The sequence below is a fragment of the Dermacoccus sp. PAMC28757 genome (assembly GCF_014302635.1).
GTDB lineage: Bacteria > Actinomycetota > Actinomycetes > Actinomycetales > Dermatophilaceae > Dermacoccus > Dermacoccus abyssi.
The window spans coordinates 2,683,226-2,705,994 of record NZ_CP060292.1 but is presented as its reverse complement, the minus strand read 5'-3'; the positions used below and the strand labels follow the sequence as shown (position 1 = coordinate 2,705,994).

The window sequence follows — 22,769 nt, the reverse complement described above, 5'->3', positions numbered from 1 at the left end:
GGCGGGAGTGGCCCGTCACAGCTGGCATGAAGCGGTCAGATCGCTCCCTGCGCACGCGGGTTCGAGATGGCAAGCAAGGTGGTACCGCGAGGTTCCGACACATGTCGGTGCCGTCGTCCTTGCACCCGACCTGACCGCGCAAAGGATGCCGCCATGACCTACCCAAAGGTCGACCTCACCCAGAATGCCACTGCCGCAGATCAGCACGCCGGTGAGGCGTTCGGGATCAAGGGCGTGCCCTCCTCGCCCGCGTTCCCCGACATCGAACGCGCCGTCCTCGACTACTGGGCGGCCGACGACACCTTCCGCGCCTCGATCGCACAGCGTGACGCCGGTGAGAACGGGGAGAACGAGTTCGTCTTCTACGACGGCCCGCCCTTCGCCAACGGTCTGCCGCACTACGGCCACCTCCTCACGAGCTACGTCAAGGACCTCGTGCCGCGCTACATGACGATGCGCGGCAAGAAGGTCGACCGTGTCTTCGGGTGGGACACCCACGGCCTGCCCGCCGAACTCGAGGCGATGCGTCAACTCGGTCTGAAGACCAAGGACGAGATCGTCGAGATGGGCATCGAGGCGTTCAACGACGCCGCCAAGGCGAGCGTCATGAAGTACGCCGACGAGTGGGTCGACTACGTCGGGCGCATGGGCCGCTGGGTCGACTTCGAGCGCGGCTACCGCACGTACAACGCCGGCTACATGGAGTCGGTCATCTGGGCGTTCAAGTCCCTGTATGAGAAGGGCCTCATCTACGAGGGCCTGCGCGTGCTGCCGTACTGCTGGAACGACGAGACGCCGCTGTCCAACCACGAGCTGCGCATGGACGAGGACGTCTACCAGAACCGTCAGGATCCGGCCGTGACGGTCGGCTTCACCCTGGAGACGGGCGAGAAGGCCCTCATCTGGACGACGACGCCCTGGACGCTTCCGAGCAACCTGGCCGTTTCCGTCGGTCCCGACATCGACTACGTCGTCGTCGAGGCGGACGCCCCCACCGGCTCGAGTGAGCGGTACGTCATCGCCGAAGCGCGTCTCGCCGCCTACGCCAAGGACCTGTTCGGCGAGAAGCTCGAGGCCGACGCGCTCGCCGGGAAAGTCGTCGAGCGGTTGAAGGGCCGCGACCTCGTCGGACGCCGCTACACCGCACCCTTCACCTACTTCGCGGACGAGGAGAAGCTCGCGGGCAGCGCGGCATGGAGCATCCTCTCGGCCGACTACGTCACGACCGACGACGGTACGGGCCTCGTCCACATGGCCCCCGCCTTCGGTGAGGAGGACAAGGCCGCCACGGACGCCGCGGGCATCCCACCGGTCGTTCCCGTGGGCCCCGACGGCCGCTTCACCTACCCGGTGAGCGACTACGAAGGCATGCAGGTCTTCGACGCGAGCCCGCACATCATCGACCACCTCAAGGCGGCGACGAAGGGTGCGGGGGAGAAGGGCCACGTCAGCGACGGCACGCTTCTCGTGCGCCGCGAGAGCTACGACCACTCCTACCCGCACTGCTGGCGCTGCCGTCAGCCGCTCATCTACATGGCGGTGAGCTCCTGGTTCGTCGAGGTGACGAAGATCAAGGAGCGCATGCTCGCGCACAACGACGAGATCACCTGGGTGCCCGGCAACGTCAAGCACGGCCAGTTCGGCAAGTGGCTGGAGAACGCACGCGACTGGTCGATCACCCGTAACCGCTTCTGGGGCAGCCCCGTTCCGGTGTGGAAGTCGGACAACCCCGCCTACCCGCGCGTCGATGTGTACGGCTCCTTCGCCGACCTCGAGCGCGACTTCGGCATGCTGCCGGTGAACGCCGCCGGCGAACCCGACCTGCACCGTCCGTTCATCGACGAACTCACGCGCCCCAACCCGGACGACCCGAGCGGCCAGTCCACGATGCGCCGTGTCAGCGACGTGCTCGACGTCTGGTTCGACTCCGGCTCGATGAGCTACGCGCAGGTGCACTACCCGATGGAGAACGAGGCCTGGTTCGAGAACCACTTCCCGGCCGACTTCATCGTCGAGTACATCGGTCAGACGCGCGGCTGGTTCTACACGCTCCACATCCTCGCGACGGCGCTGTTCGACAAGCCCGCGTTCTCCTCCGTCATCTGCCACGGCATCGTGCTCGGCAGCGACGGGCAGAAGATGAGCAAGTCGCTGCGCAACTACCCGGACGTGTCCGAGGTGTTCGACCGTGACGGCGCCGACGCGATGCGCTGGTTCCTCATGTCGAGCCCGATCCTGCGCGGCGGCAACCTCTCTGTCACCGAGCAGGGCATCCGCGACGGCGTGCGTCAGGTCATGATGCCGCTGTGGAACGCCTGGTCGTTCTTCGCGCTGTACGCCAACGCGGCCAACGGCGGCGAGGGATACGAGGCCAAGTGGACGACGAGCTCGACCGACGTTCTCGACCGGTACCTGCTCGCCAAGCTGCGTGACCTCGTCGAGACGATGCAGGCGCAGCTGGACGCCTACGACATCGCCGGTGCCTGCGAGAGCGTGCGCGGCTTCCTCGACGTCCTGACGAACTGGTACATCCGCCGCAGCCGCGAGCGCTTCTGGGGCACGGGCGCCTCGGCGCAGACCGGTGAGTCGCACGAGTCCCTGTCGGCCGAGGCCTTCGACACGCTCTACACGGCCCTCGAGGTCGTCACGCGCGTCGCCGCTCCGCTGCTGCCGTTCGAGACCGAGCAGATCTGGCGCGGCCTCACCGGTGGCCGCTCGGTGCACCTCACCGACTGGCCGGTCGTCGACGACCTTCCGGCGAACGACGAACTCGTCGCCGCGATGGACCGCGCCCGTGAGGTCTGCTCGGTGACGCTCGGCCTGCGCAAGGCGGAGCGCCTGCGTGTGCGTCTGCCGCTCGCGAGCGTCACGGTGGTCGGTGAGAACCCGCACCAGCTCGAGGAGTTCGCGAGCCTCGTCTCCGACGAGGTCAACGTGCGTCACCTCGTCCTGGCCGACTCGGCCAGCGCCGACGCCGACCGCTTCGGTGTGAGCCAGCGCCTGTCGGTCAACGCTCGCGCTGCCGGCCCGCGCCTGGGCAAGAACGTCCAGCAGGCCATCAAGGGCAGCAAGTCGGGTGACTGGTCGGTCGACGCGAACGGCGTCGTCACCGCCGGCGGGCTCGAACTCGTCGAGGGCGAGTACACGCTCGACATGGCTGTCGACGCCGACAAGGCCGGCGCCAACACGGCGGCAGCGATGCTGCCGAGCGGCGGTTTCGTCGTCCTCGACACCGCCGTGACGCCCGAACTCGCCGCTGAAGGCCTCGCCCGTGACGTCGTGCGCGCTGTCCAGCAGGCCCGACGCGACGCCGGGCTCGACATCTCGGACCGCATCTCGCTCACCGTGACCGGTGACGACGAGGTCTGGGGCGCCACCGTCGCCCACCAGGACCTCATCATGCGCGAGACGCTCGCCGTCCAGTTCGGTTCGGCCGGTGCCGCGCACCAGCTGCCCGAGGGCGTCGGTACCGAGGCCGAGGTCGGCGACAAGCAGAAGGTTCGCATCGTCGTGAAGAAGGTGGAGGGCAAGTGACGCCCACGAAGCGAAGCGGCGCTCCTGACGCCGAGGCCCGCGAGGCCGAGCACCAGGCCGCGCTGCGCCTGCGGGTGCGCGAGATCGAGGACTCGATCCTCGCGCGCACCCCGGAGAACAACCCGGAGCCGTCGCTCGAGCGCGTGCGCCGGGCGATGGAACTGCTCGGCGACCCGCAGAAGACGTTCCCGATGATCCACCTCACGGGCACGAACGGGAAGACGACGACGACGCGCATCGTCGAGCGGGTGCTGCGCGAGCACGGCCTCAAGACAGGCCGGTTCACCTCGCCGCACCTGCACGACTTCCGTGAGCGCATCGCGCTCAACGGGGAGCCGGTCGACCCGGAGCGCTTCGTCGCGGTCTGGGAGGACGTGGAGCCGTTCATCGCGATGGTCGACGCCGAATGCCTCGCCGCCGACGAGCCGACGATGACCTACTTCGAGGTCCTCGTCGTCCTCGCCTACGCCGTGTTCGCGGACGCGCCCGTCGACGTCGCCGTCGTCGAGGTCGGCCTCGGCGGCGTGTGGGACGCCACGAACGTGGCTGACGGCGTCGTCTCCGTCATCGCACCCGTGGCCATCGACCACACGCGCCTGCTCGGCGACACCCTCGAGGACATCGCGGGGGAGAAGAAGGGCATCATCAAGCCCGGCGGCATCGCCGTCGTCGCGGAACAGGCCCCCGAGGTCGACGAGATCGTGCGCGAGTACTGCCTCGAGGTCGACGCCACGATGCTGCGCGAGGACGACGCCTTCGGCGTGACGGCCCGCGAACCCGCCGTCGGCGGACAGATGATCTCCGTGCGTGGCCTCGCCGCCGAGTACGCCGACCTGTTCCTGCCACTCTTCGGGGAGCACCAGGCACACAACACCGGGCTCGCGATCGCGGCTGTCGAGGCCTTCCTCGGCGGCGGCGAGCAGAAGATCGACGACGACGTCCTGCGCGCAGCGCTCGAAGGCGTGACGTCGCCCGGTCGTCTCGAGATCGTGCGCCGTTCACCCACGGTCGTCGTGGACGCCGCGCACAACCCGGCCGGTGCGGCCGCGTTGCGTGAGGCGCTCGCCGACTCGTTCCAGTTCAACCGCCTCGTGGGTCTCGTCGCCGTGCTCGCGGACAAGGACGCCGAGGCCATCCTCACGGCCCTCGAGCCGACGCTCGACCACGTCGTCGTCACGCGCAACACCTCGCCGCGCTCGATGGCGCCGCGGGAGCTGGGCACGCTGGCGGCCGAGCTGTACGGCGACGACCGTGTCACCGTCATCGAGAACCTGCCGGACGCGCTCGACCACGCCGCACAGCTGGCCGACGAAGAGGGCGTCGGCGGTGGTGTGCTCGCCACCGGGTCGGTCATCACGGCCGCCGAGGTGCGCATGCTCCTGGGGGTGACGAACTCGTGATCACCGAGTGGATCCGGCGCCTGCGTTTCACCGGCATCGGTGAGCGCAAGACGCGACAGCTCGCCGGCGCGACGATCGGCTGCCAGGCGTTCATCCTGTTCTTCTTCGCCCTCACGGCGTGGGGTCTGGAGAACGCCGAGCACCTCGACGGCGGCGGCAACCAGAGCCTCTACCTCTGGGGTGGCCTCGGTCTGGCTGTGCTTTGTCTGTACGCCTCCGCGTCGATGCGGAAGTCGATCGGCATCCCCCTAGGGTGGGTGCTTCAGGTGGCTACGTTGCTCACCGCGTTCATCGCACCACTGATGCTCATCGCCGGGTTGCTCTTCCTCGCGCTGTGGATCACCGCGCTCGTGCAGGGCGACAAGATGGACGAACTGACGCGCAACTTCGTTGGGAGTAATACATGAACTGGCTCGAGGCGATCGTCCTCGGCGTGGTGCAGGGGCTCACCGAGTTCCTGCCGATCTCGTCATCGGCGCACCAGCTCCTCGTCGGGCGCGTCTTCTTCGGCAACGACGGTGGTGGCGCGGCCTTCACGGCGATCAACCAGCTGGGCACCGAGGCAGCCGTCCTCGTGTACTTCTGGAAGGACATCGTCCACATCGTCAAGCAGTGGTTCGGGTCGCTGACCGGCAAGGTCGAGAAGAACGACCCGGACGCTCGCATGGGTTGGCTCGTCATCATCGGCACCATCCCGATCGCCCTGCTCGGCATCCTGTTCAAGGATGCGATCGAGGGCACGCTGCGCAACCTGTGGATCACCGCGACGATGCTGCTCGTCTTCGCGCTCGTCATCATGGTGGCCGACATCCAGTCCGACAAGCGCCTCGAGAACAAGCAGACGGAGAAGGACCTCGAGCACCTGTCGTGGGCCGACGGCCTCAAGTTCGGTCTCTTCCAGGCGCTCGCGCTCATCCCGGGTGTCTCGCGTTCGGGCGGCACGATCGCCGGTGGTCTGTTCATGGGCTACTCGCGTCCGGCGGCAACGCGCTACGCATTCCTCCTTGCCATCCCGGCCGTGCTCGCCTCGGGCGCGTTGCAGGTCGTCGAGGTCGCCTCGGCCGGTAAGGACGCCGACTCGGGCAGTTGGGGCATGATCGGTCTCGCCACCGTCATCGCCTTCGGTGTCGGCTACGCCGTCATCTCGTGGCTGATGAAGTACATCTCGACCCACAACTTCCGCCCGTTCGTCCTCTACCGCATCGGGCTCGCGCTCGTCATCTACGTGCTGCTCGCCACCGGCGTCGTCGACGCCGCCGTGCACGCCTGACATCATCCGAAGCAAGCATTCGAAAACTTCCTCTGGAGGAACCCGTCATGACCGCACAGACCGAGCGTTCGCTCGTCATCGTCAAGCCCGACGGCTACCGTCGCGGCCTCACCGGCGAGGTCCTGCGCCGCATCGAGGCGAAGGGTTACACCCTCGCCGCGCTGCAGGTCACCGAGGCCACGCGTGAGCAGCTCGCCGAGCACTACGCCGAGCACGAGGGCAAGCCGTTCTACGAGCCGCTCGTGGAGTTCATGAGCTCCGGCCCCGTCGTCGTCGCCGTCATCGAGGGCAACGACTGCATCAAGGGCTTCCGTTCGCTCGCCGGCGCCACCAACCCGACGGAGGCCGCCCCCGGTTCGATCCGCGGCGACCTCGGCCGCGACTGGGGCCTCAAGGTGCAGCAGAACATCGTCCACGGCTCCGACTCCACGGAGTCGGCCGAGCGCGAGATCGGCATCTGGTTCCCCAACCTCTGATCGACCACGTGACGTGAAGGAGCGGCGCGCCCCGGTGGGCGCGCCGCTGCGTTTGCTTTTGATGGGTCACCCGGGGTTGACCCCGGCTCCGGCCAGGTACGCCGGGAGCCACAGCCGCTCCCACTCGGGAAACTCGTGGGCCCAGCGCACGTCACGCTCCGGCGCTCGCTCGGCCAGCCGGTAGATGCCGGCCGAGCGCGTCAGGTAGCCGACGTTGACGAGTTCGCGGCGCAGGTACGCGACGTCCTCATGGACCGGTGCGAGCACAGCGCCCACCTCGGCTTCGGTGTCCTCGCGATTTGGCTCGAAATGCCTCACGAGATCGAGAAGCACGGCCATGCGGGTGCTTCGTTTGGTCGGGATGGAGAGCAAGCGGCGCCCCTCGGCGTCGAAGAACGGGCGAATCGTGCGGCGCTGCTGTGCCGACGCGCGCTCATGGGCCGTTGCGCCGGCGGTGGACGATCGGACGTCTGCGGATGTGTCGGCGCTCGCTTCGTCGTGTGGAGCGTCGTTCCTGGCGGAGTTGCGCGAAGCGTTCTCGAAGTGGCTTCGTGCGAGGGTGTAGTTCTCACCCGTCTCGCGCATCCGAGCTCGCACGAGTCGCTTGAAATCCTGGTCACGTGTCCTGTCACACCTCACGGTCTGCGTCATCCCCAGCATGAACCGCAGCCGAACGTGTGCATGTGCGGTGAAGGCGTTGCTCGGCTCGAGAATCTGCTTCCCTTCACGCCGTCCGCGTGAGCTGGGGTCACGCGGTGCGCTGGGCGCGAGCCTGCGCCGACCCTCATTCTGCCCGTGGCAGGGCGAACGGCGCGAGTGGTTTTCGAGAAGACGAACGGCAGACGTGAGACCCTGAACGCGGGCGCCCGAGTTCACCTCGAGGAGGCATCGTGAGCGCATCGTGGAACGACCTGACCGAGCGAACCTTGCGTGAGATCGAGGGCGTGAACGAGCAGTTCCGCCCGACGAACTTCTGGGGGCCCGGCCTGCGTGAGCTTCTCCACGACCTGCAGGAGCGGGGCCTCGAGGAATTCAAGCGCTGGCCAACCGCGTCGTTCTGGTTCTATCCGCTCTACGGAGACGGCTATTCCCCGGCGTTGAGCGAAGAGCTCCTCGACGTGGCACGAACGAGCCGGGAGGGCGTCAACCCGGGATACTTTCGGGCCGCACTCAGCGGCAGTCGCGACGCGTGGCGCGATCACGACGTCGCGAGCGCGTGGTGGAACACCGAGCGGTGGCCGTTCGATCTGCGCTCGCACGGTGAGAGTCGCGTGGGCCGTCCGCCGCAGGCGTTCCCCGTGACGAAGGACGATTCGGCGGTCACCGTCGGACGCGCCTACAACAACTACCTTCTCGTTCTCGCCGCGCTGTCGCAGCACGTCGACGCACCGCCGTCGAGCTTTCTCGAGATCGGCGGCGGCTTCGGCGCCCTCGGCGAGATCCTGATGAGCCGCGACGAGAACGTGCGGTACGTCGACGCCGACATCCCGCCCCTCCTGACCGTTGCGTCCTGGTACCTCACCGAACTGTTCGGTGATCGTGTGACGACGTACCTCGACCGGCCGGATGCCGTCCCGCTCACCGTGCCGAACAGCGGCGTCGTTCCGAACTACCGTCTGCCGGACCTCGAGGAGGATTTCGAGGTCTTCGTCAACTCCTTCTCGTTCCAGGAGATGGAGCCCGACGTCGTCGAGAACTACGTCGATCTCGTCTGCGGCAAGGGTATTCGCTATGCCGTCTCGCTCAACTCGCGCGAGGGCAAACAGCGTGCCGCCGCGCCGGGCGAGCACGGGGCCCTGGATCCGGTGACCTCCGAGCGCATCGCCACGATGTTCGCCCGTCACGGGTTCGAGGTGGCCGGTCGCTACAACGACCCGTATGTGCGCAGCGCCGGGGAACTGCTCGTCATGAAGCGGCGCGGGTGAACACCGCTGCCGCGTCGAGGTGTCGCCCGCGTGGACGTGCCGCGAACGTCCAGCCGAGTTTGAAATACTCAGCGGCGTGTTCGAGCGCCTGAGAAACCCGTCCCGCGACCTCGCGATCGACCTCGGCACCGCGAACACCCTCGTCTACGAAGCGGGGGAGGGCATCGTCGTCGACGAACCGAGCGTGGTCGCGCTCGACGCTGCCACGGGCCAGCTCCTCGCCGCAGGGTCCGATGCCAAGGAGATGCTCGGGCGAGCTCCGGCGAAGGTGCGCATCGTGCGTCCGCTCGCCGCGGGCGTCATCAGTGACGCCGACGCCGCCGAGCGGATGTTGCGCTACTTCATTGCCCGCTCCCGACCGTCGCGCCTCATCCGCCCGCGCATCGTCGTCTGTGTTCCTTCCGAGGTGACGGGCGTCGAACGTCGCGCGCTCGAGGACGCGGCGATGCGCGCCGGGGCGCGGCGGGTCGACGTCATCGAAGAGGCGGTCGCAGCTGCCCTCGGTGCCGGCCTGAACGTTCACGGGACGGCCGGCGCGATGGTCGTCGACATCGGCGGCGGCACGAGCGATGTCGCGGTCACGAGCCTCGGCGGCGTCGTGCGTGCCCACTCCGTGCGCATCGGGGGCCACGACCTCGACGAGGCCATAGCGAACCACGTCAAGAACGAGTACGCGCTCCTGCTCGGCGAGCGCAGCGCGGAGACGATCAAGACGGCCATCGGCTCGGCTTTCCCCATGAGTCACGAACTCACCCACGAGGTGCGCGGTCGCGACCTCATCACGGGCCTTCCGCGCGCGGTCACGCTGACGAGCGGGGAGATCCGCCGAGCCCTCGAACCGCACCTGCTCACGATCTGCGAGACGGTGCGCTCCACCCTCGACTCCTGCCCTCCCGAACTGGCCGGCGACGTCCTCGACGGCGGCATCGTCCTCACCGGCGGGGGAGCGATGCTGCGCGGCCTGGACGTGCGCATGAGCCACGAGTTGGGCGTTCCCGTCCGGTTGGCCGAGGATCCACTGACCGCGGTCGTCACGGGCGCGGGCACGTGCGTCGAGGATCCAGCAGCGACGCGGTCGCTGCTGTCGCAGGTGGAGCGTTGAGGCGAGATTCGGGTGCGTCCGCGGCGGCGGCTGCGCCGGGACGCGGTACCCGGTCGCGCGCCCGACGCAGGCGCATCGGTGTCGCCGTCCTCCTCGTCATCGCGCTCGTCGTCAACCTCGTTCCGCCGGTGCGCGACGGCGTCAGTTCGCTCCTGTCACGTGGCGTGACGTCTCTCGTCTCGTCCCTCACCGGGCGCGACGCGGAGGTGAAGCGCCTGACGAAGGAGAACCTGGCCGTGAGCGAACGCGCTCGATCGGCCGAGGAGCGACTCGCAGCGGTCGAGGAATCGGCAACGCTCTCCGAACGATTCGGGGGCGGCAAGCACGATGTTGTCGTCGGTCATGCCGTCGCCTTCACGCCGGCACCTTCAACGGGTAGCGAGCGGAAGGTCGAACTCGACATCGGCTCGCGCGACGGCATCTCACTCTCGCAGGCCGTCGTGGGCGATCGCGGCCTCGTGGGGCGCATCACCGCACTCCGGGCCGACTCCTCCACGGTCACGCTGCTCGCCGACCACTCGTCCGTAGTGGGGGCGCGCGTCGAGCGCACCCGTTCCCTGGCCCGACTCAGCGGGAGCGCGCCGGCGGGTGTGGCCAAGCGAAGCGGCAGCGAGGTCAGCCTCGTCGTGGCCGACGGAGGTTCGGTACGCATCGGCGACACCGTCGTCACGGCAGGCAGCCCGAACGGGTTCCCGTACCCCGCCGGTATTCCGCTCGGGAAGGTGAGCCGCGTCGAGGCCGACCACGGTCAGGCGGAGCGCAACGCCGCCGTGCGTCCCTTCGTCGACCCCGGTGCGCTTGAGGTCGTGGGTGTTCTCGTGCCGCAGGAGAACCACTGATGGCGCGCGTGGCTGCTGAAACCCCCGGTGCTCCCGGTCGCACGCCCCTGCGCGAGCCCACGACGATCGTGGCTCGGCCCTCCGCCGTCACGTGGAGCCGCTTTGCCTGGCTCGTTCTGACCCTCCTGCTCGCCGTCACCGTGTTGCCCCTCGTGCCCACCTGGGCGCCGTGGATGCTCGTGCCCCTGCTCGTCACCGCAGGCGTGACCGGCGGTGCGTGGTCCGCCGTCGCCTGGGCGATCGCAGGGGCACTCCTGCTCGACCTCGCGCCGCCCGCGTCGTCGGCGCCGGGCCTCGCGCTCGCTCCCGCGGTTGCGGCGGCGCTCGTCGTCACCAGGGCCGCGAGGTCGTGGAACAGCGCCGCGTGGGTACCGGCCATGGTGGGCGGCCTCGGAGCCCTCACTGCCTCCCTCGTCGTTCTCGCCCTGCGAGTGGTGGCGTCCGGCTCGGTTCAGGTCGATCCGTACTCGCTGCTCGGCTCGACGGCCACGACGGCCGTTCTCACCGCAGCCCTCGCTCCGACCTGGGTGCGGTGGACGTTGCGCGAGCAGGAACGAGGACGCGCATGACCCGGCTGCGCCGAGGCGTGCCGAGGGAACGCCGTCCGTTCGGACCGTTGCTCGTGCCGAGCTTCCGTGGGGCAGGTTCGCGTGGTGCGCGAGGGGCGTCGGGACGTGCGCGGTTGCTTGTCATGGCTCTTGTCGTCGCTCTCGTCGCGACGATCATGGTGGGTCGCCTCGTTCAACTGCAGATCGTCGACGGCGCGAAGAACGCGCGGGCCGCAGCGGACATCAACACGCGCGACGTCGTCGTGCCTGCCCAACGCGGGCGGATCCTCGCTGCCGACGGCACCGTTCTCGTCGGGAACGGTTCGACGACGACGCTGACGATCTCGCCGCAGGCCCTCGCGCGTGACGACGCGCCGAAGGTCATCGCGCGCGTCGCCTCGGCCATCGGCCGGGATCCGCGGAGCCTCTTGGCGCGGACGAAGGCGTGCGGGACGAAGGGCGCCGCGCCGTCGCCGGTCTGCTTCGCCGGGCATCCCTTCGAGGCGGTGCCGATCGCCTCCGACGTCGAGGCGTCGGCTGCGAACGCGCTGCTCGAGCGCCCCGAGGCCTACCCCGGCATCGCGGTGCGACCGACAGCGACCCGAACCTACGGCTCCCGCGGCGACTCCCTCGCCCAGGTGGCCGGTTACCTCACGGCAGCGACAGCCGACGACACCGGCGTCTCGAGCTCGGGGTCGGGTGTGCCGACGTTGCTCGGCCGCACGGGTGTCGAGAAGCAGTACGACGCCGTCCTGCGCGGACGCGACGGCAAGCGCTCCACCGCCATCGGCCCCGACGGCACGGCGCAACGTCAGGTGGCGGACGTGCCGCCGGTGGCGGGCCAGGACGTCGTCACCTCGATCCGCCCTGACGTGCAGGACGCCGCGGCGAAGGCCCTCGCCGACGGCATCGCCGCAGCCCGGAAGCGCGGGCAAAAGGCCGGTTCGGGAAGCGTCGTTGTCCTCGAGGCGGACAGCGGCAACGTCGTCGCCATGACGAACCAGCCCACCTACGACCCGTCCGTGTGGAACGGCGGCGTGACGCAGGCCGAGTACGACTCGCTGCTCGACACGAGGGCCGGCGACCCGCTGACCAACCGAGCCACGTCCGTGGCCGGCCCACCCGCGTCGACGTTCAAGGTGTTCTCCCTCTTCGCCGCGGCCCAGACCGGCGTGGACCCGAACGGCTCGTACTCCTGCCCGTCGTCGGTCATGATCGGCAACCGCTCCTACAGCAACTTCGAGTCGCAGGCGCACGGCACGATCGACATCCCGAAGGCGCTCGAGGTCTCCTGCGACACCGTTTTCTACCGGTGGGCGTACGACGCCTGGGTCAAGGCCGGGGGAGTGAAGGCGTCCACCGACGCTCCCGACCCGTACACCAGCGTGGCCCGCGAGTTCGGATACGGCGCGCGAACCGGGGTTGACCTGCCCGCGGAGGCGAGCGGCTCCCTTCCCGACCGCGCGACGAAGCGCCGTGAGTGGGAGGCGACGAAGGCGGCGTCCTGCAGGCGGGCGAAGAGCGGCTACCCGGAGATCACCGACAAGGACCGTGCTTCGTATCTCACGCAGGTGGCCAAGGAGAACTGCACGAGTGGCTACGTCGTACGCGCCGGTGACGCGGTGAACTTCGCGATCGGCCAGGGTGACGTCGCCGCGACGCCGATGCAGGTGGCCACGTCCTTCGCCGCGCTCGCGACGAACGGTCGTGTGCCGACGCCCCGCGTCGCCGTGGCAACCGCGCGTTCGGACGGCAGCGCTCGCACGGCGCTCCCGTCGCCCGAGGCCCGTACCCTCAGCCTCGATGCCCGGATGTACGCCCGTGAACTCGAGGGGCTCAAACGGGCGGTCTCGACGGGGACGGCCTCCGAGGCCTTCCGAGGCTTCGACCTCGACGCGCACGCCGTCTACGGCAAGACAGGGACGGCCGAGGTCTACGGCAAGCACGCCACCGCGTGGTTCGCCTCGTTCGGCGGGGCGGACGAGGACGGCAAGCGCTACGTCGTCGTCGTTCGGGTCGACGAAGGAGGCGAGGGTGGACGGACCGCCGCACCCATCGCGCGCTCGGTCTGGGACGCGCTCGTCAGGCGCTCTCGCTGAGACGAGGGCGCACGGCGGCTGGTGATAGCCTGGATGCGATCTTCGGCTCGTGCCGGAGAGCCGAGAACGAGGGGAAGCCGGTCGAATTCCGGCGCTGACCCGCAGCCGTAGATCAGTTCGCTGATGAGCCGGAATGCCTCGTCTCGGCTGTGTCTGATCACATCTGCCTCATCACACCCGTCGAGGTCAGCGGGAGGGGCCCGGCTCGTCGTTCGAGCAGGGTGTCGCCCACCGGCCACGCACCTGCCCGGAAGGTCATCATGACGACCCACCTGCGTCGCGCCGGAGTCACCAGCGCCGCCCTCGTCGCTCTCGCTGCCGCAGCCTCGGCGCCCGCCACTGCCGCTCCCGCGACGGGAAGCGACGCCGCGGCGTCCTTCCTTGCCGGGCAGTTCGCGGCGGGCGGGCACCAGCTCAGCTCCACCTACGCGGGTCAGACCTACCTCGACGCGGGCCTTTCCGCGGACGGCATCCTGGCCCTTACGTCGGCCGGCGTGGCGGACACCGAAGCCACCGCCGCCGCAACGGCCTTCGCCAAAGGCGTGAGTGACTACGCCGCCCCGGGCACCGACGTGTACGCCGGAGCTGTGGCGAAGTCCCTCATCGTCGCGAAGGCACAGGGGCAGAACCCGCGCGCGTTCGGCGGCGTCGACCTCGTCTCGAAGCTGCAGGGCCTCGAGAAGCCGAGCGGCCGCTTCTCCGACGTCTCGGCCTACGGCGACTACTCGAACGCCGTCACCCAGTCCCTCGCCGTCATCGCGCTGCAGAAGGCCGGCGCGCCCGCTGACGCGAAGGCCACGAACTACCTCCTCTCGCTGCGCTGCAATGACGGCGGATTCCGCTTGGCCGACGACGGTTCGGCGTGCGTCTCCGACCCCGACGCCACGTCGTTCGCCGTGCAGGCGCTCGCCGCCGCCGGCGGTCACGGCGCCGACGTGACGAAGGCCGTGAACTTCCTCGCAACGAAGCAGAACGCCGACGGTGGCGTCGTCGGCGGAACGGGCACGACCACCCCCAACGCCAACTCGACGGGCCTCGCGGCGGTGGCGTTCACCCTCGGCGGTCAGGACGCGCGCGCTGTTAAGGCGCAGTCGTTCGTCGCCTCGCTGCAGTACGGCTGCTCGTTCCCTGCCGCTGTGCGTGGCGCCATCGCCTACGACCGCACCACGTTCGCGGCGATGAAGAGCGCCGGTGCCTCCGGCAAGCTCGCCGGCAACGAGACCCGCGCCACGTCCCAGGGGCTCTACGCGTTCACGAGGGCGCCCCTCGTCTCGTTGACGAAGGGTGGCGCCACCGCGACTCCCGCCATCTCGTGCTCCTCCGAGCCCACGTCGTCGCCCAGCACCTCGACGTCCACGACGAGCGCGCCGAAGCCGACGTCCACCTCGTCGAGCAACTCGACGTCCACCTCCGCCACGCCGGCTCCCACGAGCACCACGAGCGCCACGAGCACGGACGCCACCGCAGCCCCGACCTCGACGACGAGCCCGAGCGCGCCGTCCACGTCCACGGTGCCGCAGCCGACGTCGACGACGCCCGCCACCGGCCCGATCGTGAACACCGACAAGGTTTCCGACAACACCGTGCCGTTCGGCTTCGCCTTCGGCGCCGTCATCCTCGTCACCGCGGGAGGTGCCGTTGCGTACGCGCGTCGCCGCTGATCTCGCGCGCCTCGGCGCACCGGTTCTCGTCGGCGCCTCGGCCCTCGCGGGCCTCGGTGCCGTGACGACGGGTGCCGCAGCGCCCGCGTCCGCTGCGGGTGCGTGCACGAGTGCGACGAGCGGCGTGACCGTCGTCGTCCAGTTCCCGAGCGGCTCGGCCACCGGCTGCGCGCCGGGTAGTCCGGGCACGGCGCTCCAGGCGCTGCGGGCCGCCGGGTTCTCGACGACCGGTTCCACGCAGTACCACGACGGCGTGCTCTGCGGCGTCAACGGGTACCCGTCGAGTTCGCCGTGCCGGATGCCTCCGACGAACGCCTACTGGGCGGTCTTCAGCGCCAAGCGCGGCGGCTCGTGGAACTACTCGAACCTCGGTGTCGCCTCGCTGCCCGCCACCCCGGGCGGAGTCGTCGGATTCCGCTTCGGCAGCGGCACCGCGCCGTCCGTGCCCGTGACTGCTGCGATCACGTCGCCGAAGCCGAGCACGACGAAGCCCACGACATCGACTCCGAGGCCCAGCTCGCCCAAGCCGAGCAGCACGAAGCCGACCACGTCGCAGCCGAAGCCGTCGAGTTCGAAGCCCGTCCAAGCCGTTCTCGACGAAGGCCGGCTCCACGACGGCTGCGCCGAAGCCGACGCCGAGCAAGCCGTCGTCGACGGCGGGTTCGACGAGCAGCCCCCAGCCGACCACCTCGGGGTCGAAGCCGGGCCAGGGTGCCACGTCGACTCCCACGGTCAAGGCAACGGCCCTCGTGACCAAGGACGGGAAGCCACTCAAGGTCATCACCTTCAGTGACGGCTCGTCGACGACGCTCGATGCGAACTCGAGCGATGCCAAGAAGTACAAGGTCGGTGTGAAGAAGAAGGGCGGTACGCCCGTCGCCACCAAGATGACCGGTACGAAGGTGCCCCAGCCGAAGAACACTGCTCACCCGAGCATCTCGACGTCGGGCAGTGTGCCCGGTCTCGCCGTGCCGGAGAAGAAGAGCTCAGGCAGCAACAACCTTCCCGGCATCATCGCCGGTGTCGGTGTGCTCGGCGTCGCAGCCGTGGGAGGCGGATACGCGGCACGTCGTCGCGGATGACCTCGGCCTCCGGCCATCGCCGTCGCGTCGTCCACCCCGGTGCGTGGTGGATGTGGGCGACGGCGATGGCCGTTGCCATCGCCACGACGACGAATCCCGTCCTGTTGGCCCTCGTGCTCGCCGTCGTGGTGCTCACGGTCGTCGCTCGGCGCCCCTATGCGCCGTGGGCCCGTAGCCTGCGCCTCTACGCGGCGCTCGGAGCCTTCGTCGTCGTGAGCCGCGTCGTTCTGCATGTCCTCGTGGGCATGAAAACGAGCGACACGATCGTCCTTCCGCTGCCGCACGTGGAGCTTCCCGAGTGGGCTCGCGGCATCACTCTTCTCGGCCCGGTCGGTCTTGGCGGCCTCGTCGGTGCCTTCCTCGAGGGCCTGCGCCTGGCCACGATGCTGTTCTGCTTCGGCGCAGCCAACGCCCTCGCCAACCCCAAGCGCCTGCTCGCGGCCACCCCGCCGGCCGTCCGTGACATCGGGACGGCCACCGTCATTGCGTTGTCCGTGGCACCCCAGCTCGTCGAGAGCGTCCAGCGGGTGCGCAAGGCGCGCGTGCTGCGTGGCGACGCCCGCCGCGCCACGCGCGTCAAGCAGGTGGCCCTTCCCGTGCTGCACGACACGCTTGACCGCTCCATCTCCCTCGCGGCCTCGATGGAGGCACGCGGTTATGGCCGTCGGGCCGAGCGGCCCTTCGTGACGCGCTTCTTCATCGGCGTGCTCATGCTCGGCGGTGCGCTGCTCACGTGCGTCGGCGTCTACGGCACGATGCAGGGCTCCGGAGCCGAGGGAGTCGTGAGCGACGTTCCCTGGTGGACGACGGCGCCCGTGCTCGTCGTCGGCATCGTGGCGAGCGTGGTCGGGGTGGCATTCGCGGGACGTTCGATGCGTCGCACCCGCTACCGGCGCGACCCGTGGGGCCTGCTCGAGTGGGCCGTCGTTGCCTGCGGCATCGTGACGCTTGTGGCCGTTCGTGCGGTTCTCGCGGACCAGCCCGACGCGCGCAACCTCTCGGTTTCTCCCCTCGCCATGCCCGTGGTACCCCTGTGGCTCCCGCTCGCGCTCGTGCCCGCGCTCCTGCCGGCGTTCTTCACACCCGAACCGGAACGCCCGCGGCGTACGAGCGCGCCCGAACGCACCCTCGACGACGCAGCGCCCGGACGCGACGCCCGGGCCCTGCGAGGAGCCACCTCATGACCGAAACACACGACACAACTCCCGCGGGGGACGTGGGAGGGCGTGACGCTGCCACCGTCTGGACCAGAGAACCCGCCGTCGTCATGGACGCCGCGACGCTGACGTACGACGGGGCCGAACACCCCGCGCTGCGCGACGTCGACCTGCGCATCGAACGCGGTGAGCTCGTCGCCGTCATCGGCCGCACCGGCTCGGGCAAGTCGACGCTCCTCGGGCTGCTCACCGGGCTCGTCCCGCAGTTCACGGGCGGACTCCTGCAGGGCAGGGTCGTCATCGGCGGGCTCGACATCTCCGAGAACAAGCCCAGCGAACTCGCCTCCGTCGTCGGGTACGTCGGGCAGGACCCCCTCGCCGGCTTCGTCACCGACACCGTCGAGGAAGAACTCGCCTACGGCATGGAACAGCTCGGCATAGCGCCGGAGGTCATGCGTCGGCGGGTCGAGGAGACGCTCGATCTGCTCGGTATCGCCGAGCTGCGCGAGGCTCCGTTGCGCGACCTTTCGGGCGGCCAGCAGCAGCGCGTCGCCATCGGAAGTGTGCTCGTCATGCACCCGCAGATCCTCGTCCTCGACGAACCGACCTCGGCGCTCGACCCCACGGCCGCCGAGGACGTTCTCGCCGTACTCACGCGCCTTGTCCAGGATGTCGGTTCGACCGTCGTCGTCGCGGAACACCGCATCGAGCGCGTGCTCCCGTTCGCCGACCAGGTCGTGCACGTCGGGGCGAACGGCGTCGTCACCTCCGGCGCTCCCGGCGAGGTGCTCGGGGCATCCGACGTCGCACCGCCGGTCGTCGAACTCGGTCGTGCCGCCGGTTGGTCGCCGCTGCCGCTGACGATCCGCGACGCGCGGCGGGTGCTCGTGGAGCGCGCCGCGAGTGCGCCCTTCACGGTCGAGGCACCGCCCATCCGCGGGACAGACGTGCCCTCGACTGCGCCGGTGCTCGAGGCGCGGGGCGTACGCGTTCGCCTGTCCGGCCTCGACGTCGTCGCGGGTGTGGACCTCGACCTTTGCGCCGGCACGGTGACGGCGCTCATGGGCCGCAACGGCTGCGGCAAGTCGACGCTCATGTGGGCGCTTCAGGGAAGTGGCCGGCGTGACGGCGGCAGCGTCGGCGTGGTCTCCGCACGAGGCGAATCGCTCGACCCCGCGAAACTGAACCCCGCGCAGCGCCGCGGTCTCGTCGGCATGGTGCCGCAGACCGCCGGGGACCTCCTCTACCTCGACACGGTGGGGGAGGAACTCGCGCAGGCCGATTCCGACGCCGGCCGCGAGCCCGGTGCTGCCCAGGCGTACCTCGCGAACCTGGCCCCGGGCATCGACCCGGCCATGCATCCCCGCGACCTGTCCGAAGGGCAGCGCCTCGCGCTCGTCCTCGCCGTCCAGCTCGTGGCCGAACCTCAGGTGCTCGTGCTCGACGAACCGACCCGCGGTCTCGACTACGCCGGCAAAGAGGCCCTGCGGGCGATCCTGCGCACGCGCGCCGACGAAGGGCAGGCCGTTCTCGTGGCGACGCACGACGTCGAGTTTGCCGCTGCAGTGGCCGACGAGGTCATCCAGATGGCCGGGGGAGAGTTCATCGCCACCGGCAGTGCACGCGACGTGCTCACAGCGTCGCCCGCCCTGGCCCCACAGATGGCGAAGGTGCTCGCGCCCGTTCCCGCTCTCACGTTGAGCGATGCGCTGACGGTGCTCGGAGTGCCGTCATGAGTCCGCAGGCTTCTGTGAACCCGGAAGAGCGCGCGGGCACCGCCCGACCGGTGAAACGCGCCACCCGCTCGAAGGCAACGAGCGCCGTCCGTCTGAAGCCGCGTAGCGCCGCCACGATCCTCGTCGTCAGCCTGATCGGGTCGCTCGCGAACCTGTGGCCCCTCCTCGTCGAGGAGCACTCGGCCGTCGCCGGCCACAGCCGTGACGCCCCGATGCTCTTCGCCATCCTCCTGCCGCTCATGCTCGTCGTGGTCCTGGCCGAGATCGCGGACGGCGGGATGGACGCGAAGGCCGTCGCGATGCTCGGCGTCCTGTCCGCCGTGGATGCCGTCCTGCGCCCCCTCGGTGCGGGGACCGGCGGTATCGAGGTGATGTTCTTCCTTCTCGTCCTCGGCGGCCGCGTCTTCGGAGCAGGCTTCGGCTTCGCGCTCGGCGCGACGAGCATGTTCGCCTCCGCCGTGCTCACTGCGGGCATCGGCCCGTGGTTGCCGTACCAGATGCTCGGAGCGGCCTGGGTCGCCATGGGCGCCGGCCTTCTGCCGTGGCGGCGCGGGCTCAGGTGGCCGCTCGAACTGCTCCTGCTGTGCGTCTACGGCGCCTTCGCGTCGCTCGCCTACGGGTTCGTGCTCAACATGTCCTTCTGGCCGTTCGCCACCGGCGACGACCCGGCCATCATGCCGGTGCCCGGCGCGCCGCTGGGCGACAACCTCGCACGCTTCGTCGCCTACACTCTGGCCACGTCGCTGGGTTGGGACCTCGGGCGCGTCATCACGAACGTCGCCCTCATCCTCGTCGCGGGTCGACCGATCATGGTTGCGCTGCGCCGTGCCTCGCGTCGTGCCGCGTTCGACGCGACGCCGCGCTTCGCCGAGGGCTCCCGCGCTGATTAGGTCGGCACCCGGCCCCGCTGATAATCTGAACTCTGCCGTCGATCGGCCGCGGACCAAGAGCGCCCCAGTGAACAGGCCTGGGAGCACCGCGCAACGATGTGTTGAAGGAGTTGGGCATGGCCCTGAATGCTGAGACGAAGAAGAAGATCATCGCCGAGTACGGCACGTCCGAAGGCGACACGGGCTCGCCCGAGGTGCAGGTTGCCCTCCTCACGGAGCGCATCAAGGGCCTGACGGAGCACGCTCGTCAGCACCCGCACGACCACCACACGCGTCGTGGTCTGCTCCTGCTCGTCGGTCAGCGCAAGCGCATGCTTCGCTACCTCGAGTCGGTCGACATCGAGCGTTACCGCTCGCTGATCAAGCGCCTCGGCCTGCGCCGTTGATCGCATTGATCACCATGATTTGACGCCGGACGGCGGTCACTCGTCTACGAGTGGCCGCCTTTCGGTGTTTCGAGGGGCCCGGACAGGCCGCTCGGCAGCAAGAAACGGGTCGCACACAACGACGATGTGCGCATCCGAGACGTAGATGAAACAAGAAGGAGGGCCCAAATGGAGGGTCCCGAGATCCAGTTCGCCGAAGCCGTCATCGACAATGGCTCGTTCGGCACCCGCACGGTTCGCTTCGAGACGGGACGTCTCGCGAAGCAGGCCAACGGCGCAGTCCTCGCCTACCTGGACGACGACACCGGCCTGCTGAGCACCACCACCGCCAGCAAGCAGCCCAAGGAGCACTTCGACTTCTTCCCCCTCACGGTGGACGTCGAGGAGCGCAGCTACGCGGCCGGCAAGATCCCCGGCTCGTTCTTCCGTCGTGAGGGTCGTCCCTCCACGGACGCGATCCTCACCTGCCGCCTCATCGACCGCCCGCTGCGCCCGGCCTTCAAGAAGGGCCTGCGCAACGAGGTCCAGGTCGTCATCACGGTGCTCGCGCAGAACCCGGACGTGCAGTACGACGTTCTCGCCATCAACGGCGCGTCGGCCTCCACGCAGATCTCCGGTCTGCCGTTCACCGGCCCGATCGGTGGCGTGCGCGTCTCCCTCATCGACGGCCAGTGGGTCGCCTTCCCGAACTTCTCCGACATCGAGCGCTCGGCGTTCGACATGGTCGTCGCCGGCCGTCTCGTCGGTGACGACGTCGCCATCATGATGGTCGAGGCCGAGTCCACCGAGTCGACGTGGAACCTGGTGGCCGAAGGCACCCAGGCCCCGACCGAAGAGGTCGTCGCCGAGGGCCTCGAGGCCGCGAAGAAGTTCATCCGCGTGCTCTGTGAGGCGCAGGTCGAGCTCGCGCAGCAGGCCGCCAAGGAGGTCCAGGACTTCCCGGTGTTCCTCGATTACCAGGACGATGTCTACGGTGCGGTCGAGAAGTCGGCCAAGGACCAGACGTCCGCTGCGATGACGATCGCAGGCAAGGCCGAGCGCGAGGACAAGCTCGACGAGATCAAGGACGCGCTCAAGGCCGAGCTCGCCGGCGAAGGCCGCGAGTTCGAGGGCCGCGAGTCCGAGGTTTCCGCTGCGTTCCGTTCGCTGCAGAAGCAGCTCGTGCGCGAGCGCATCCTGCGCGAGAAGGTCCGCATCGACGGCCGTGGCCTGGCGGACATCCGTGCGCTCTCGGCCGAGGTCGAGGTGCTGCCGCGCGTTCACGGTTCCGCGATCTTCGAGCGCGGCGAGACCCAGATCATGGGTGTCACGACGCTCAACATGCTGCGCATGGAGCAGCAGATCGACTCCCTGTCGCCGGTGACGCGCAAGCGCTACATGCACCACTACAACTTCCCGCCGTTCTCCACGGGTGAGACGGGCCGCGTCGGTTCGCCGAAGCGCCGCGAGATCGGTCACGGTGCTCTGGCCGAGCGTGCGCTCATGCCGGTGCTGCCGACGCGCGAGGAGTTCCCCTACGCCATCCGTCAGGTCTCCGAGGCTCTCGGCTCCAACGGTTCGACGTCCATGGGTTCGGTCTGCGCCTCGACCCTGTCGCTGCTCAACGCCGGTGTGCCGCTGCGCGCCCCGGTCGCCGGTATCGCGATGGGTCTCGTCTCCGCCGAGATCGACGGTCAGACGCAGTACGCGGCCCTCACCGACATCCTCGGTGCCGAGGACGCATTCGGCGACATGGACTTCAAGGTTGCCGGTACCCGTGAGTTCGTCACGGCCATCCAGCTCGACACGAAGCTCGACGGCATCCCGGCCCAGGTTCTTGCCGGTGCACTGACGCAGGCGCGCGACGCTCGCCTGCACATCCTCGACGTGATGAACGAGGCGATCGACGCTCCCGACGAGATGTCGCCGTTCGCCCCGCGCGTTCTCGCGGTGAAGATCCCGGTCGACAAGATCGGTGAGGTCATCGGCCCGAAGGGCAAGATGATCAACCAGATTCAGGAGGACACGGGCGCCGACCTGTCCATCGAGGACGACGGCACGGTCTACATCGGTGCCACGGACGGCCCGAGCGCCGAGGCTGCGCGCGCCGCGGTCAACGCGATCGCCAACCCGCAGATGCCCGAGGTCGGCGAGCGCTTCCTCGGCACCGTCGTCAAGACGACGACCTTCGGTGCGTTCGTCTCGCTGCTTCCGGGCAAGGACGGCCTGCTGCACATCTCCGAGGTGCGCAAGCTCGTCGGCGGCAAGCGCATCGACGCTGTCGAGGACGTGCTGAAGATCGGCCAGAAGGTCCAGGTGGAGCTCAAGGAGGTCGACCCGCGCGGCAAGCTTTCGCTCGCCGTCGTCGAGGAGGCCAAGGCCGAGTCCGCGAACACGCCGGAGAACACGGACGCCGCGACGGCCGCGGCTGCTGCCGAGGTCGCCGACTCCGCCGGTCACATGGACCCGCACTCGGGTTCCGAGGACGAGTCCGGTGACAAGAAGCCGCGTCAGCGTCGCCGTGGCGGTCGCGGTCGTGGCCGTGGCGCCGAGCAGGGCGAGGGCAACGCCGCCGCCGACCAGCTCGTCGACGCAGGCTCCGACGGCAACGAGGCGAAGGCGACCTCCGAGGACGCCTGAGCCACACCGGTTCGAGCATGAAGGCTCCGCTCCCGACGTTCGTCG

General features: G+C 69.3%; 19 protein-coding genes and 1 riboswitch. Of the genes, 18 read left to right on the top strand and 1 reads right to left on the bottom strand.

The genetic code is table 11. The features are described 5' to 3' along the window. Positions 1–153: 153 nt before the first annotated feature. From ileS to ndk, 5 genes are read left to right on the top strand one after another with little or no spacing between them, the layout of a single operon-like run. Positions 154–3,534: an isoleucine--tRNA ligase gene (gene ileS / locus H7F30_RS12800; RefSeq protein WP_187035533.1), complete on the top strand. Its 3,381-nt coding sequence runs from the start codon at positions 154–156 to the stop codon at positions 3,532–3,534. Then, the gene (locus H7F30_RS12795) at positions 3,531–4,934 is read left to right on the top strand and encodes a folylpolyglutamate synthase/dihydrofolate synthase family protein (protein ID WP_047311369.1); all 1,404 of its coding nucleotides are present in this window, start codon (positions 3,531–3,533) and stop codon (positions 4,932–4,934) included. The genes ileS and H7F30_RS12795 overlap by 4 nt, the downstream gene beginning before the upstream one ends. After that, positions 4,931–5,341, top strand: a complete 411-nt coding sequence (locus H7F30_RS12790; RefSeq protein ID WP_187035531.1) for a DUF4233 domain-containing protein — start codon at positions 4,931–4,933, stop codon at positions 5,339–5,341. Before H7F30_RS12795 ends, H7F30_RS12790 begins: the two co-directional genes overlap by 4 nt. Then, complete coding sequence (locus tag H7F30_RS12785) at positions 5,338–6,204, top strand: undecaprenyl-diphosphate phosphatase (protein ID WP_187035528.1); 867 nt, start codon at positions 5,338–5,340, stop codon at positions 6,202–6,204. The genes H7F30_RS12790 and H7F30_RS12785 overlap by 4 nt, the downstream gene beginning before the upstream one ends. A gap of 47 nt (positions 6,205–6,251) precedes the next feature. Next, the gene (ndk, locus tag H7F30_RS12780; protein WP_118913050.1) at positions 6,252–6,680 is read left to right on the top strand and encodes a nucleoside-diphosphate kinase; all 429 of its coding nucleotides are present in this window, start codon (positions 6,252–6,254) and stop codon (positions 6,678–6,680) included. 66 nt (positions 6,681–6,746) lie between these two features. Here the strand turns inward: ndk and H7F30_RS12775 are convergent, their stop codons facing one another. Further along, complete coding sequence (locus tag H7F30_RS12775) at positions 6,747–7,265, bottom strand: DUF2087 domain-containing protein (protein WP_187035526.1); 519 nt, start codon at positions 7,263–7,265, stop codon at positions 6,747–6,749. Between the two features lie 305 nt (positions 7,266–7,570). Between H7F30_RS12775 and H7F30_RS12770 the strand changes: the two genes are divergently transcribed. The 13 genes from H7F30_RS12770 (at position 7,571) to H7F30_RS12710 (ending at position 22,724) form a co-directional block, all read left to right on the top strand. Then, on the top strand, positions 7,571–8,605 hold the full coding sequence (locus H7F30_RS12770; protein ID WP_187035525.1) for a putative sugar O-methyltransferase: 1,035 nt from the start codon (positions 7,571–7,573) through the stop codon (positions 8,603–8,605). 76 nt (positions 8,606–8,681) lie between these two features. After that, positions 8,682–9,707, top strand: a complete 1,026-nt coding sequence (locus H7F30_RS12765) for a rod shape-determining protein (protein ID WP_118913053.1) — start codon at positions 8,682–8,684, stop codon at positions 9,705–9,707. Next, complete coding sequence (mreC, locus tag H7F30_RS12760; RefSeq protein ID WP_187035523.1) at positions 9,704–10,546, top strand: rod shape-determining protein MreC; 843 nt, start codon at positions 9,704–9,706, stop codon at positions 10,544–10,546. Before H7F30_RS12765 ends, mreC begins: the two co-directional genes overlap by 4 nt. Then, the gene (locus tag H7F30_RS12755; protein ID WP_187035521.1) at positions 10,546–11,115 is read left to right on the top strand and encodes a hypothetical protein; all 570 of its coding nucleotides are present in this window, start codon (positions 10,546–10,548) and stop codon (positions 11,113–11,115) included. The genes mreC and H7F30_RS12755 overlap by 1 nt, the downstream gene beginning before the upstream one ends. Before the next feature lie 122 nt (positions 11,116–11,237). After that, positions 11,238–13,193: a penicillin-binding transpeptidase domain-containing protein gene (locus H7F30_RS12750; protein WP_187035520.1), complete on the top strand. Its 1,956-nt coding sequence runs from the start codon at positions 11,238–11,240 to the stop codon at positions 13,191–13,193. A gap of 19 nt (positions 13,194–13,212) precedes the next feature. Then, a riboswitch (cobalamin riboswitch) is annotated at positions 13,213–13,354 on the top strand. Between the two features lie 99 nt (positions 13,355–13,453). Continuing rightward, positions 13,454–14,854 (top strand): prenyltransferase/squalene oxidase repeat-containing protein, encoded by a 1,401-nt coding sequence (locus H7F30_RS12745; protein ID WP_187035518.1) that lies wholly within the window; start codon positions 13,454–13,456, stop codon positions 14,852–14,854. After that, on the top strand, positions 14,832–15,647 hold the full coding sequence (locus H7F30_RS12740; protein ID WP_187035516.1) for a hypothetical protein: 816 nt from the start codon (positions 14,832–14,834) through the stop codon (positions 15,645–15,647). The genes H7F30_RS12745 and H7F30_RS12740 overlap by 23 nt, the downstream gene beginning before the upstream one ends. Further along, on the top strand, positions 15,604–15,936 hold the full coding sequence (locus H7F30_RS12735; RefSeq protein WP_187035514.1) for a hypothetical protein: 333 nt from the start codon (positions 15,604–15,606) through the stop codon (positions 15,934–15,936). Before H7F30_RS12740 ends, H7F30_RS12735 begins: the two co-directional genes overlap by 44 nt. Continuing rightward, the gene (locus H7F30_RS12730) at positions 15,933–17,120 is read left to right on the top strand and encodes an energy-coupling factor transporter transmembrane component T (protein WP_187035512.1); all 1,188 of its coding nucleotides are present in this window, start codon (positions 15,933–15,935) and stop codon (positions 17,118–17,120) included. Before H7F30_RS12735 ends, H7F30_RS12730 begins: the two co-directional genes overlap by 4 nt. Further along, on the top strand, positions 17,117–18,829 hold the full coding sequence (locus H7F30_RS12725) for an ABC transporter ATP-binding protein (RefSeq protein WP_255464846.1): 1,713 nt from the start codon (positions 17,117–17,119) through the stop codon (positions 18,827–18,829). The genes H7F30_RS12730 and H7F30_RS12725 overlap by 4 nt, the downstream gene beginning before the upstream one ends. Then, positions 18,826–19,719, top strand: coding sequence for an ECF transporter S component (locus H7F30_RS12720; protein ID WP_187035510.1), 894 nt, complete (start codon positions 18,826–18,828; stop codon positions 19,717–19,719). Before H7F30_RS12725 ends, H7F30_RS12720 begins: the two co-directional genes overlap by 4 nt. A gap of 116 nt (positions 19,720–19,835) precedes the next feature. Then, entirely contained in the window at positions 19,836–20,105 is a 270-nt protein-coding gene (rpsO, locus tag H7F30_RS12715) for a 30S ribosomal protein S15 (RefSeq protein ID WP_047311375.1), read from the top strand. Between the two features lie 168 nt (positions 20,106–20,273). Then, a complete protein-coding gene (locus H7F30_RS12710) occupies positions 20,274–22,724 on the top strand; it encodes a polyribonucleotide nucleotidyltransferase (protein ID WP_187035508.1) in 2,451 nt (816 codons plus the stop codon). Positions 22,725–22,769: the final 45 nt, after the last annotated feature.